The 13054-nt window shown below is 59.4% G+C and carries 15 protein-coding genes; 3 read left to right on the forward strand and 12 right to left on the reverse strand.

Annotated features, from left to right (window positions below):
• Positions 1–119: 119 nt before the first annotated feature.
• From rpsO to SIL87_RS11070, 5 genes are all read right to left on the reverse strand, one after another.
• Complete coding sequence (gene rpsO / locus SIL87_RS11050) at positions 120–389, reverse strand: 30S ribosomal protein S15 (protein ID WP_319614240.1); 270 nt, start codon at positions 387–389, stop codon at positions 120–122.
• A 21-nt stretch (positions 390–410) separates the two neighbouring features.
• A complete protein-coding gene (gene truB, locus SIL87_RS11055; RefSeq protein WP_319614241.1) occupies positions 411–1346 on the reverse strand; it encodes a tRNA pseudouridine(55) synthase TruB in 936 nt (311 codons plus the stop codon).
• Between the two features lie 72 nt (positions 1347–1418).
• Complete coding sequence (locus SIL87_RS11060; protein WP_319614242.1) at positions 1419–2306, reverse strand: prephenate/arogenate dehydrogenase family protein; 888 nt, start codon at positions 2304–2306, stop codon at positions 1419–1421.
• Positions 2299–3411 (reverse strand): histidinol-phosphate transaminase, encoded by a 1113-nt coding sequence (hisC, locus tag SIL87_RS11065; RefSeq protein ID WP_319614243.1) that lies wholly within the window; start codon positions 3409–3411, stop codon positions 2299–2301. The genes SIL87_RS11060 and hisC overlap by 8 nt, the downstream gene beginning before the upstream one ends.
• The gene (locus SIL87_RS11070; RefSeq protein ID WP_319614244.1) at positions 3408–4295 is read right to left on the reverse strand and encodes a chorismate mutase; all 888 of its coding nucleotides are present in this window, start codon (positions 4293–4295) and stop codon (positions 3408–3410) included. The genes hisC and SIL87_RS11070 overlap by 4 nt, the downstream gene beginning before the upstream one ends.
• Positions 4296–4406: 111 nt before the next feature.
• Between SIL87_RS11070 and metX the strand changes: the two genes are divergently transcribed.
• Both metX and metW read left to right on the forward strand, forming a co-directional pair.
• On the forward strand, positions 4407–5552 hold the full coding sequence (gene metX / locus SIL87_RS11075; protein WP_319614245.1) for a homoserine O-acetyltransferase MetX: 1146 nt from the start codon (positions 4407–4409) through the stop codon (positions 5550–5552).
• 35 nt (positions 5553–5587) lie between these two features.
• A complete protein-coding gene (gene metW, locus SIL87_RS11080) occupies positions 5588–6211 on the forward strand; it encodes a methionine biosynthesis protein MetW (protein WP_319615957.1) in 624 nt (207 codons plus the stop codon).
• 21 nt (positions 6212–6232) lie between these two features.
• Here the strand turns inward: metW and SIL87_RS11085 are convergent, their stop codons facing one another.
• From SIL87_RS11085 to SIL87_RS11115, 7 genes are all read right to left on the reverse strand, one after another.
• Entirely contained in the window at positions 6233–7042 is an 810-nt protein-coding gene (locus SIL87_RS11085) for a DUF2272 domain-containing protein (RefSeq protein WP_319614246.1), read from the reverse strand.
• Positions 7043–7054: 12 nt separating this feature from the next.
• Positions 7055–8158 carry an S-methyl-5-thioribose-1-phosphate isomerase gene (mtnA, locus tag SIL87_RS11090; protein ID WP_319614247.1) on the reverse strand — a complete coding sequence of 368 codons (1104 nt, stop codon included), beginning with the start codon at positions 8156–8158 and terminating at the stop codon, positions 7055–7057.
• 28 nt (positions 8159–8186) lie between these two features.
• The gene (locus tag SIL87_RS11095) at positions 8187–8672 is read right to left on the reverse strand and encodes a UPF0262 family protein (RefSeq protein WP_319614248.1); all 486 of its coding nucleotides are present in this window, start codon (positions 8670–8672) and stop codon (positions 8187–8189) included.
• On the reverse strand, positions 8665–9069 hold the full coding sequence (locus SIL87_RS11100) for a DUF983 domain-containing protein (RefSeq protein ID WP_319615959.1): 405 nt from the start codon (positions 9067–9069) through the stop codon (positions 8665–8667). The genes SIL87_RS11095 and SIL87_RS11100 overlap by 8 nt, the downstream gene beginning before the upstream one ends.
• A gap of 476 nt (positions 9070–9545) precedes the next feature.
• Positions 9546–10295: a hypothetical protein gene (locus SIL87_RS11105; protein ID WP_319614249.1), complete on the reverse strand. Its 750-nt coding sequence runs from the start codon at positions 10293–10295 to the stop codon at positions 9546–9548.
• Positions 10296–10454: 159 nt separating this feature from the next.
• The gene (locus SIL87_RS11110) at positions 10455–10835 is read right to left on the reverse strand and encodes a rhodanese-like domain-containing protein (protein ID WP_319614250.1); all 381 of its coding nucleotides are present in this window, start codon (positions 10833–10835) and stop codon (positions 10455–10457) included.
• A 76-nt stretch (positions 10836–10911) separates the two neighbouring features.
• Positions 10912–12147: a polyhydroxyalkanoate depolymerase gene (locus SIL87_RS11115; RefSeq protein ID WP_319614251.1), complete on the reverse strand. Its 1236-nt coding sequence runs from the start codon at positions 12145–12147 to the stop codon at positions 10912–10914.
• 213 nt (positions 12148–12360) lie between these two features.
• Here SIL87_RS11115 and SIL87_RS11120 point away from each other — a divergent pair, with 213 nt between their 5' ends.
• Positions 12361–13053 carry a glutathione S-transferase gene (locus SIL87_RS11120; RefSeq protein ID WP_319614252.1) on the forward strand — a complete coding sequence of 231 codons (693 nt, stop codon included), beginning with the start codon at positions 12361–12363 and terminating at the stop codon, positions 13051–13053.
• The last annotated feature ends 1 nt before the right edge of the window (position 13054 follow it).

Consider the following 13054-nt stretch of genomic DNA (forward strand, 5'->3'; position numbering starts at 1 on the left):
GGCGGAATCGCCGCTTACCGATGCCTATTTTCGATCATATCGGGGCACCAATCAAGAATAATCGGCGGTCCCCAGATGAGATCGGTGTAACGAATAGCGGAGTCCGCGGGGATCAGCGGCTAGCGACGCAGATTAAGGCGCCCAATCAGGGTCTCGTAGCGCTTATGATCCTGACGCTTGACATAATCGAGCAACCGGCGACGACGACCGACCAGCATCAAGAGACCACGGCGCGAATGAAAATCCTTCGCGTGGGTCTTGAGGTGTTCCGTCAGGTTGGTGATCCGTTCGGAAAGAAGTGCAACCTGCACTTCAGGGCTTCCCGTATCGGTAGCTGTATTGGCGTATTCGCCGATGAGGCTCTGACGCCGCTCTGCGGTAATCGACATCGCATATACTCCTGCAAATGGTTAAATGACACGTTCCGGTCGCAGAAGCCCCTCGCTGAGCCTGCCGAGAACCACGAAACGGTGGCCCGCCATGCCGCGAACCAGCCCATTTCCCGGGCTGGACGTTGCAGGAATCCGCCCAAGAAAATCGATCAGGCTCAACGCCATCCCGTTTCGGAGTGCGGCGACTTCGGGGTCGGTCAAGGCCAGCGCCGGGATGTCGGCCAGCGCGGTCTCAACCGGCTTCACGAGGTCCGGTTCACAGTCGGCGCTATGGTCGTAATTTATGCATTTGTCCAGTGTTACCGCATCTTCGATACGGAATGGACCTACGGCAAGTCGGCGCAGCACCGCGATGTGCCCAACCGTGCCGACTGCGCGAGCCAGATCACGTGCGAGCGAACGCATATAGACGCCCTTACCCGACGCCACTTCGAAAACAGCATGATCAGCATCCGGCCGATCGATCAGATCAAACCGGTCTATCTGGGCCGGGCGGGGCGCCAGATCCGGGGGTGCGCCTGCGCGAGCGAGGTCGTAGGCGCGCTCTCCAGCCACCTTGATGGCAGAGAAAGCCGGAGGCACCTGCATGATCGAGCCTTGGAATGCGGAGAGGGCAACCTGAATCGTGGCGTCATCCGGCCGGTTATCGCTGGTCTCGATCACCGCGCCTTCGGCGTCATCGGTATCACGCGCCTCGCCGAATTTGAGCGTGAACTGATATAATTTGATTCCATCCATGACGTAAGGAACCATTTTAGTCGCGCCACCGAGAGCAATGGGCAGAACCCCCGTCGCCAGCGGATCAAGCGTTCCGCCGTGCCCGACCTTGGCCGCATCCAACCCGCGTTTGATCTTACCGACCGCATGAGCGCTTGTAATGCCCGGCGGTTTGTCGAGAATGATCCATCCGTCGATTTTCCGCCCCCGCCTCTGCGGCTTTTGGCCCTTGGCCATCACAATTCCCTTATATGCTATGGATACGCACTGATATCGGCGCCCGGCACCGATCGTCGCCGATCGCCGGTATCAGGCCTGATTGAGATCGATAAGAGCCTGACGGATCTTGCGACCGCGAAGGACCTTATCCTCGATATACGTCGTGTCGCCCCAGCGAACCGCCCGGGCCATCGCCTGAGCATCTTCGGTAAAGCGTGCCAGCATTTCGAGTAACGCGTCGCGGTTATTGAGGAAAATATCCCGCCACATGACCGGATCGGATGCAGCGATCCTGGTGAAATCGCGGAATCCGGACGCAGCGAACCGCAGCACTTCCTGGCGGGTTTCGTCCGCCAGATCATCCGCTGTTCCGCAGATCGTGAAGGCGATCAGATGCGGGAGGTGGCTCACGATCGCCACCACCCGATCATGGTGTGCGGCATCCATGATGCTGACAGTCGCACCACACCGCTCCCACAATGTCCGGATTTTTGAGACCGCGCGATCGTCGGTTCCGGTCGGGGGAGTCAGCAGACACCAGCGCCCCTGAAATAACTCAATGAACCCGGCATCGGGTCCGGAAAACTCGGTGCCTGCCATCGGATGGGCCGGTACGAAATGGGTCCCCTGAGGTAGAAACGGGCCGATATCACGGATCACCGACTGTTTCGTCGATCCGACATCGGTCACGATGGCCCCAGGCATAAGATGCGGTGCGATCTGCTGAGCGAGCGCGGCGTAGGCTCCCACAGGTGCACAGAGCATCACGCAATCAGCATCCTCGACCGCTCGAGCAGGGTCGATTTCGGTGAGATCCGCAATCCCGAGGTCTGCGACGCGGTTCAATGTCGCCTCGGTCCGGGCGTTCGCCACCACGACTCGGGCAATATCCCCCCGAGAGCGGGCAATCCGTGCGACGGATGATCCGATCAATCCAACGCCGATCAGGGCAAGCCGTTCAAAAACCGGATCAGCCATTTTGTGCGGCAAACTCGGTCAAAGCGTCGGTCACTGCCGCGCACTCCTGATCTGTCCCGATCGTCACACGCAGACATTGAGCAAGCCCGTATGCAGCCACATTGCGAACGATGATGCCGCGCGAACGCAGATAGCGGTCCGCAGCGCCGGCTCGCTCCGGGGTCGACAGGTCGACCAATACGAAATTCGCTTCGCTCGGATAGACAGTCAGCCCCCCGGCCGACAAACGATTTGTCATTTGTGCCCGTGCCTGCCGGTTGTGCTCCCGGGACCGTTCGATCCAGTCCGGCTCGGCGAGCGCTGCAATACCGGCCGCTGCCGCAGGACCACTCACGTTGAACGGCATCCTTACGCGGTTGAGCACATCGATAACGGACAACGGGCCGTAAGCCCAGCCGAGGCGCAAGCCTCCAAGGCCGAAAATCTTGGAGAAGGTGCGTACCATCACCGTCCCTTCGCCTGCATCAACCAGCCCGATGCCGGGATCGTAGTCGGGACGGTCAACATATTCGGCGTAGGCTGCATCGAGCACGAGCAGAACCTCCGGCGGCAGCGAGGTGCGGAGCCGCGTCATCTCAGCCGCAGGCACCAGCGTGCCGGTTGGATTGTTCGGATTGGCCAGAAACACCAACCGCGTCGCGGGCCCGACCAGCGCAAGAATCGCATCGACGTCGGCGGTCAGATCGTGGCGCTCCGCAGCCTTGCGTACCTCCATTCCAGCCAGTTTCGCCGCAATTTCGTAGATGAGGAACCCATGCGCGCTCATCACCAGATCGGTGCCCGGCCCGCCATAGGATTGGATCAGCAGGTTGATCAGATCGTCCGAGCCGTTCCCACATACGATCCGTTCGGGATCAAGATCGAAACACCTTCCGATCGCCTGACGCAGCGCGGTGGCGCCGCCGTCGGGATAACGATGCCCGCTTTCCGCCGCCCCCCGTATAGCGTCCACGGCACCCGGAGGGACCCCGAAAGCCCCCTCATTGGAGGATAGCTTGATCACACGGTTCACACCGGTCAACTTCGATTCGCCGCCGACATAGGGCGGTACGGAAAATACGGCGGGCCGGGCCGCTGGTTGCGTTGCCACGGAGTCTTCGGTCATCGGGCCCCCGCCGTCGGTTCAGGCGGCACCGCATAGGCACCGAGAATGACGGGAACTGCGAGAAATCCGGTGATGGTGGCCAAACGCGGATCATCTCGGGCGATCAGGCCCTCGACGTCGGCTAACGCATACCCGACCTCCCGTTTCGCCGCCCGGCGCGGCAGGATGGATCCCACGTCGAATCCGGCTTCCTTCAGGATACCCGCAATCCGGGCCGTACTCGTGTCGGGCGCAATTTCGATACCGATCAGACTACGGTCAGCTCCGCTCGGGTCCGGGGTGAGTGACGAGACGACATAGGCGCCGGCATGGGGAACGCCCTCGTTGCGCCGCGTCCAGAACGGAAGTTTCGCAACGATTGCCAGGCGTGGAATTCCACCATGCATCAGGCCGACCCACCAGGCCGCCTGCTCGTCGTCCTCATCAGACGGCATTGGCAGTACCGCCGCGTGAGCCGCCCCGTTGGTGAGATCGGCCAGTGCCTGCGATGTGGTCCGGTGACGGCGCAGACTGGTCAGGGGGCCGAAATGTTCGCGGGCAACGGCGGGTAGTTCGATCTGCGCTCCATCGGCCACCGCGATGACGAGACCGCCTTCGATCATCAGAGCACCGGAAAATAATTCCCGCCATATCCGGACAATCGTCTGCGGCGGCAAAGCCCCTTTGTGACGCGCCAGAAGCCGGCGAAGCATCGCCGCTTCGCGACCGGGCCTGATCGGAACTCCACGTTTACCGGCTTCCCGTGCAACCCGCTCGATGATCTCCGCCCGCTCCATGAGCATATCGTGCAAACGATCATCGAGTTGATCGATTTCGGCACGCAACCGCGCAAGCGTTTCCGGAACCGCATCTTGGGTCGGTGAATAAGACGATATGTCGGACATGCGAACCTGGTAAAATGAACTTGGTGTCCTTTGATACAGGAGGCACGGCTGACGGCAAGACCTTCGGATCTGCTTGCTCCCCTTCCCCGTTGCAGGCATACCCCGCCCGTCATGGACCAGACGCCTCTCCCGCAGATCAACCACCAGCACGAAACGTTTACGGAAGGTCTTCTGCTGGATTGCGGCACCGTTCTCGCGCCGTTGCAAATCGCATACCGGACCTATGGCACGCTGAATGCCGACCGCAGCAACGCGATCCTGATCTGTCACGCGCTCACCGGTGATCAATACGTCGCCGAACAACAACCGTTGACCGGTAAACCTGCGTGGTGGGGCAATCTCGTCGGACCCGCCAAGCCGGTGGACACAAATCGTTATTTCGTTATCTGTGCTAACGTACTTGGTGGGTGCATGGGTTCGACCGGCCCGCGCAGCCCGCGCAGTACTGGGTCCGAAGACTTATGGGGCATCGATCTACCGCCGATTACAATTCAGGACATGGTTCGCGCCCAAAAGATGCTCGTGAACCGTTTGCAGATCACCCGGCTTTTCGCCGTGGTGGGCGGTTCGATGGGAGGAATGCAGGTCTTGGCCTGGGCGTCGCTTTTCCCGGAAGCCGTCTTTGCAGCGGTGCCGGTGGCGACTGCGCCCTATCATTCCGCGCAGAACATTGCCTTTCACGAAGTCGGGCGCCAGGCAATCTTCGCCGATCCTGATTTTTTCGGGGGACGGTACTGGGAACACGGCGTGGTGCCATCGCGTGGTCTCGCCGTCGCCAGGATGACCGCGCATATCACTTACCTATCAGAAGCGGCCCTCACCCGAAAATTCGGGCGTCGCCTGCAAGGCAACAACGCACTGAGTCCTGTCCTGTTCGGCGAACGATTTGCCGTCGAGAGCTATCTTGAGCACCAGGGATCGAGCTTCGTGCGTCGCTTCGATGCCAACTCCTACCTTTGTATCACGCGCGCGATGGATTTTTTCGATCTCGCTGCCGATCATGGGGGCTCGCTTGCCTCGGCATTTCGAGGCTCCCGGACCCGATTTCTTCTCGTTTCGTTCAGTTCGGACTGGCTGTTTCCCACCACCGAGAGCCGGATCCTGGCCCGCGCCCTCAATCAGGTTGCGGCCAATGTCAGTTTCGTTGAAATCATCAGCGATAAGGGACATGATGCCTTTCTGCTGGATGAGCCCGATTTCCATCGCACGGTCGCAGGTTTTCTAGGCGGTGCGGCAGAAGCGGCAGGATTGAAATGACCGAGCTTGCACCCGTGCGCTTCGTCGCCAAGAATATGCGCGTCGATCTCGAACTGATTGCCGGCATGATCGAGCCGAATACCCGTGTTCTGGACATCGGATGTGGCGACGGCGCCTTGATCGACTACTTGTTCAGAACCCGCGGATGCGACGCGCGAGGCATCGAAATCGACATGGCAGAAGTGACTCGGGCGGTCGCACACGGCCTGCCCGTCATGCAGGGCGATGCCGATAACGATCTCGTCCACTATCCTGACAACGCCTTCGATTATGTGGTTCTGTCTCGAACGTTGCAGGCGGTCGAGCAACCTCTGGAAGTTCTGCGCCAGATGCTGCGCATCGGGACACGCGGAATCGTCAGCTTTCCGAATTTTGGTCATTGGAGCTTGCGGTGGCAATTGTTGTCCACCGGTCGTATGCCGATGACGCAGACTTGGAGCCGGATGTGGTATGAAACGCCCAATATCCATCCTTGCACCATCCGTGACTTTTTCGATCTTTGCGATGCCGAGGGTTATGTGGTCGACCAGTGGTTGGCCGCCGATGAGGCCGGTCGTCGTGCGCCGTGGCGACGCGCGCGCTTGCTGGCCAATCTGTTCGGCGAGCAAGGGCTCTTCGTGTTGAGGAAAGCCGTAGGCCCTTCGGTCGAAACGCGTTGATTGATCCGGAGCTGTCGATGTTTATCGTCGATACAAAACCTTCAGCGCGACGAACCAGTCGTACCTTGGGTCAACGATAGTTCCATCGCGGTGCTCCAGCGTATCTCGAGTTGTGGTGGGAACATGCGTCAGGGCGACTGTGTCATCGACATTCCCTCCGATCACCGACAGCATCGACCGGCGTTGTCTGACGACGATGGCGCAATGGGACGGAAAAAATCCACGGCTCGGGAGATTGGCATAGGTCATGGAATCGGCACTGCCCCGCCCCGCACAGATCAGATCACCGGGGACCGGGGCATAGGTTACGGGGTTCTCGGCGAGGAGGAGAGGGTCGGAGATTTTACCGTGGGCGGCGTTCCAGGCGTAGTCGATATATTTCGCGTGATTGGGTGAGTAGGGAAAATCGGGGCCAGCACCGGCCATGCGCATGACGTAAGAAATGAAAGCGGCCGACCAGGCAAAATGCCCGTCATCCCGCGGCGAGAATTTTCGACCCGCGGCGCCGTGCTTGCCGGTCCAGCGATCGTAGTAATGCCCTGCATTCATGCCGATCCACCAGTAGAGCCCGACCTCCTGCCAGTCGCCGTTATCACGCTCCTGCTTCGCCTGCGCGTCGACCGGATGGTAGGCCGAAGGAGGTGTATCGACCACGCGGCTGCCCCAGTAACGCCATTCCCCCCGCGCGATCTGGATGGCGGCGATTCGCGAAAATGCCTCGTAGGGCCGGTTGGCAAAGGGTGGAGCATGGGCGTCGGGTCGCACCGCACAGCCCGACAGAGCGAGGAGTACGCCGGTGCCCGCTAGATACTTCCTGATCGTCTCTTTCAAGAAAACAACCGTCTACACCGCGTTCTGCCGACCGTATTCCGGAAACATCTGAGACAGCGCCGCGGCACTCGCCGCACAGACACCGCGTTCGGTTATCAGTCCGGATACCAGACGCGCCGGCGTCACATCGAACGCCGGATTCACCACCAGACTATCCTTGGGTACGATACGGATTGTGGCGATGCTGCCATCAAGCGCACGACCGGTCATGGTGGTCACCTCAGTGGTCGCGCGCTCCTCGATCGGTATGTCGGTGAGCCCATCGGAAATCGTCCAGTCGATCGTCGAAGACGGGAGCGCCACGTAGAACGGGATCCCGTTATCGCGCGCGGCCAGCGCCTTGAGATAGGTGCCGATCTTGTTGCAGACATCACCTGCATTGGTAACGCGATCGGTGCCGACGATCACCATGTCGATCTCGCCTCGCTGCATCAGATGCCCGCCGGCATTATCTACGATGACGGTATGCTTGACCCCATGCTTTCCAAGTTCCCATGCGGTCAGCGAAGCACCCTGATTACGCGGGCGGGTTTCATCGACGAACACATGGACGTCGATACCCTCGTCATGCGCCAGGTAGATCGGTGCGAGCGCCGTGCCCCAATCGACCGTCGCGATCCAGCCTGCATTACAATGGGTGAGGATATTGACGCGGCGCCCCGCAGAAGCCCGGGATCTGATCAGGCCAAGCCCGTGCCGACCGATCGCGTGGTTCGTTGCGACGTCTTCATCGCAGATCGCTGCCGCCTCGGCATATGCGGCCTCGGCGCGTTCGACCTTTGGATGGTCTCGCAGCAGACTCTCCATACGATTGAGCGCCCAGCGGAGATTGATTGCAGTGGGGCGGGTGGCGGACAACGTCGTGATAGCCTGTTGCAAGGCAGCATCCGAAGGATCGGCACGCATCGCAATAGCAACGCCATAGGCCGCCGTTGCCCCGATCAACGGCGCCCCACGGACCAACATCGCGCTGATCGCATGCGCAACCTGATCAAGTGTGGTCAGGCGTGGCATCTCCACGGCCCAGGGCAGCTTCGTCTGATCAATGATCCGCAAAGACCATCGATCGGTTTCGTCGAGCCAGAGTGAACGAAAGGCCGTGCCGTCGATTTTCATGCTGATGATCCGCGCTGAAGTTGCGCCCCTACATACGCCGGTGCAGGGCGCAGACCAAGGTGAAGATCCGACGCGCGGTATCAAAATCAAGCAGCACCTTATTGTTCAGTCGCGCCATCACGAGTTCAGCCCCCTCGTTGTGGAGGCCCCGCCGCCCCATGTCGATTGCCTGAATACGGGCCTCGCGGCCTTCGGCGATCGCATCGGCATAGCTGTCCAGCAGCATCTGGTAATCGCGAACCATCGAACGAAACGGGCCGGGTGCAAGGATCAAGGTTTGCAACGTCTCGTCCGCCTCCGTGCGGATGTCGAACACCAGGCGGCCGTCCTGAATCGAGAGATACAGAATGGTTGCTTGGTTGGGATGGCTGACCAACGCGAAGCGATTATCCGCCGCGAGATCCTCGATCGCCTGGCTGCGATCGGCTTCCTGCATGGGACTGAGGCCGGACGCATCTTCATTGAGCACGACGCGTAGCAACCGCCCGCCCCCTGCCCTCTTTGCCTCATCCATTACGACCAGACGACCGATCAGCTGACTTTACGTTAGTTGTCGCCGTGACAGGCCGCAACATATTGTTCTTCAACATGATTGCAAGCGTGATACCCTTTACCGGACGCAACATGCCGAGCAGCACAACAAGGGTCAACGGAACGAAAATCGCCATTGAAACGATCCAGTTCATACCGCCGTCGAAGTCGGCCAGAAGCATGCACACGATGATGAAATGCAAGGCGATGACCAGAGTGATGTATGGCGGTGCGTCATCGCAGGGAACCCGTCCCAACGGCGCGGCGCAATGAGGGCATTCCGGGCGAACCTTGAGATAGCCTTCGAACGCTGACGTGGTGCCGCAGGATGGGCAGCGCATCATCAGGCCGCGGCGGAGTGCTGGCCCCCACCCCGGCATCGCCACCGGATTGACCGGGCGGCTGCGGTCGGATCGCCAGGCGGTCGAAGCAGGATCGGACACAATCGATTTCTTTCATTCGAAATGTTCAAGCGGTGAGATCATATGCGACTCGAACCGGTCCTGTTGCAAGTGTACGGACAACGACAGGATGCCGGGACGAACCGCAATGGGGAAAATTCCGAAACATCATTCAACATTAACGATTTTCCGAGATCACCAACGCCGCCGTCGCGGGAACCGCTGTTTCACAGGCGGAGTCCGAAAATACTCCAGATGAAAAACCGTACGGATATTGTCGAAAATCGCTGCTTTTTGTTGACATCGACTCCACAGACAGTGAATAGCGATTCCTGCGTGCGTCGCGCGATTCGCGTCGCAATTTGTCAAGAGCAGTCTGTCTAAATCGAGTATCGCACGCGGAAGGGAACAACGGCCATTGACCGCACATGCTGCAGCGGATGACGACACCACATCTACCGATCATTATCTCGATATGCACCGGCGCATATTGATGGTGGACAATCGTCACAATACGGCCCGGATTCATGTTCAGCATGATGTCTCTTGTCTGCCGGTCTTAGACCGTCTTCCACCATATCCCCCGAGCGAAGGAGAATTCTTGTGACCACTGAAACCGCCATACGCGTGCAAGCACTCGCCATGCGCACGACAACGAAGACGACAACGCCAAAAAAATCAACGACCAAGTCGAAATCAAGCACCCCACCAGCCAGGACAGTCGAAGTCAAAACCACACCGAAGGCTACAGGCAAAAAGGCCGAGGCAGCCGAATCTCCGACCAAAGCCAAGACCAAGCCGGCAAAGACTGTTGAAAAACCTGCAACGGCGACGACCAAAAATCCAACAATCAAGACCGAGACATCCAAGCCGTCAACCAAGGTGTCGGCACCAAAAGCCACACCGCCAAAGGCTGCAATGGGCAAGTCCACCTCGCCAAAAACATCAGCCACAAAGGCGGCGGCCACGAAGCCAGCTGCCACCAAAGCACCGGTATCGAAGCCAGCAACATCTAAATCGCAATCAAAGCCGGTTGCCGCGACGGCTGCAAAAAAAATGCCGGCCAAGCCCGCAGCCAAAGCGGCAATGCCAAAAGCCGCAACCAAGGCAGCACCCAAATCGGGACAAGCAAAGCTCCCGGCAAAGCGGTCTGCGCCGACTACTCGTAAAACCGTTAACGGCAAGGCGACCAGCGCCGCCCGCAAGGGCCCGGTGGCTCGCAAAACCGGCCAAAAGCCGGCGACACCGGCGAGCCCTGATACATCGGACTGATCAGCGTTAGAGCTTTAACGAAATCGCGCGCCGAACGATGTTCAGCGCGCGATTTTTGTCTGTGTAATTCCCAATGAACGTAGGTGCGGGCTCTATCGAGCCATCGGCGCACCAGCCTGCTTCAATGCATCGAACCCGCCTCCGCTGACGTGAGCGACATGCTTGTAACCCATGTCCGCCAAGGTCTTCGCCGCCAGTGATGCGCGCATGCCAGAAGCGCAGAACAGAACAAGGTGTTTTTCAGGGTCAAGCGCCTTCTCATGATTCGGACTCGCCGGATCAGCCTTGAATTCAATGAAGCCGCGCGGCACGTGCACAGCACCTTTTATCGTGCCCGTTTTATCGAGTTCGGACCGCTCGCGAACATCGACGAACAACGTGTCGGGATCGGACAATTTAGCTACCGCCGCAGACGGCGACAGCTTCGTGGTAACGGCAGAAGCGTTGGTCACGAGTTGTTTGGAATCGAGCATTGAGCGGAATCTCCTGATGATACGGTCGAGCATTATTGATACATCGTCATGCTGCGCAGCCCAAACAAGTCCGCCCTCATTGCTGTGATCTTTCGTTCAGCGCGATGATCTCGCGCAGTTGGGGATAGATTTCATGCGCCCAACGTGAGCCGCTGAACACGCCATAATGGCCAACGCCCAACTGTAGATGGTTGCGTTTTCGCGACGGTTTCAGGCCGGAACAAAGGTCGAGTGCCGCGACGGACTGTCCCGGTGGGCAGATATCATCGCGCTCTCCCTCGACGGTAAACAGGAACGTCCGACGCACCGCACCCGGATCGACGAGATGGCCGCGCCACTTCAAGGTGCCCATCGGCAGGTCATGCCGCTGGAACACGCGCTCCACGGTTTCAAGATAGAACTCGGCGGTCAAATCCATCACCGATTGATATTCGTCATAAAACTTACGATGCGCAGCCTCGCTTGCTCCATCTTCGGTCACGATCGCGCGGAACTGGCGCAGATGGGCGGCAATATGCCGATCCAGATTCATCGACACAAATGAGGCAAGCTGCATGAACCCGGGATACACGGCCCGTCCAGCACCTGCATATCGGGCGGGAACCATCGAAATGAGATTCTTTCGAAACCACGCGATGTCACGCGTCTTAGCCAGCGCATTCACCTTCGATGGGTTACGTCGCGTGTCGATGGGGCCACCCATGAGCGTCATGCTTCGCGGTGTCGCCGTGTCGTCGGCTTCGGCCATCAAGGCGGTAGCCGCGAGAACCGCGACCGCTGGCTGACAAACCGCAACCACATGAGCACCTGGCCCGATTTCCCGCATGAACGACATGACATGCTCGACATAGTCGTCAAACCCGAACGTACCTCCGGATAGCGGGATGTCACGGGCATTGTTCCAGTCGGTGATGAACACGTCATGATCCTGCAGCAGCACCTCGACGGTGTTACGCAACAGCGTCGCAAAATGGCCGGATAGCGGGGCCGCAATCAGCACCCGGGGCTGAGCACGATCGGTGTCCTTGCGGAAATGAAGCAGTTTGCCGAATGGTGTTGCCTGGATCACATTCTCGGTGACCGCGACATCCCGATTACCCAGTCTAACCGTGGTGATTCCAAAGGCCGGGCGGGTGTGAAGGATGCCGCCATTGCCGAAAATCTCGAGGCCGGCTCTCATCTGTCGGGCAATGACGCCGAATCCGCGCGGAAGGGCCATGGCATCGACCATCGGGGCCCACGTCTTCGCCGCGACCCGCAACGGGCCCACCAGATCTTCCTGGGTCTGGTAGAGTTCGTAGCTCCTCGACATAACATGTCCTTCCGATCATCCGTGTCCGACAGAGATCGTGCGATCCCCTGTAGGCATTTGGGTTGCGGCATCTATGTCGCAGGATGCCGTCTGAACATTTCTGCTTTGCATCGGCGGGCTTTTCCGCTTTGATCCGCCACGGTTGCGGCAATCTGCGACGCAGTGCAACATCTTTCGAACATGACGTAAACTTATTGAAAAGGAAAGCGCGGCATGTCTCCGTCCCCCCCCTCACCTGCTCGCCGAAGAAAAGTTCCGGCACGTCTTGCGATATCGAGCCGAAACTACTCATCGTGGTGTCTCAGAGGTTTTTTGCTCGCCCGCCTGTCCGGCATCGATTTCATTGTGGAGCCCGCCGCTGCCGATGATCCGCAGGCACGCGCCGAGTTATTGATGCGGACCTCATCAATCCTGTTGCCATGCCTGATCGATGGCGACGTCACCGTATGGGACAGCATCGCGATCGCCGAATATCTCAACGAAACCTACCCGGCAGCGGGAATGCTCCCAGCCGATCCGGTTTCCCGCGCCCGCTGCCGCTCGATCAGCGGCGAAATGCACGCAGGATTCGCCGCGCTGCGTGCCTCGCTGCCCATGAATATTCGTGCCCACCGGCCCGGCTTCACCGTCTGGTCCGGCGCACAGGCCGATATCGACCGCATCACCACGATCTGGCGCGATTGCTTTGCCGGGTCGCCTGGCACGTATTTGTTCGGAGCGACCCCCTGCATCGCAGATGCCATGTTCGCCCCGGTCGCCAGCCGCTTCAAAACCTACGACGTCCCCCTCGACGCCGTCTGCACCGCCTATGTCGAAACTATTTTTGCTTGGCCGGATATGGCCGAATGGATCGCTGATGCCGAGGTCGAGCGCGATACGATCACCGAACTCGACCTCGAATTCTGAT

This window comes from Acidiphilium acidophilum (genome assembly GCF_033842475.1).
Taxonomy (GTDB): Bacteria; Pseudomonadota; Alphaproteobacteria; order Acetobacterales; family Acetobacteraceae; genus Acidiphilium; species Acidiphilium acidophilum.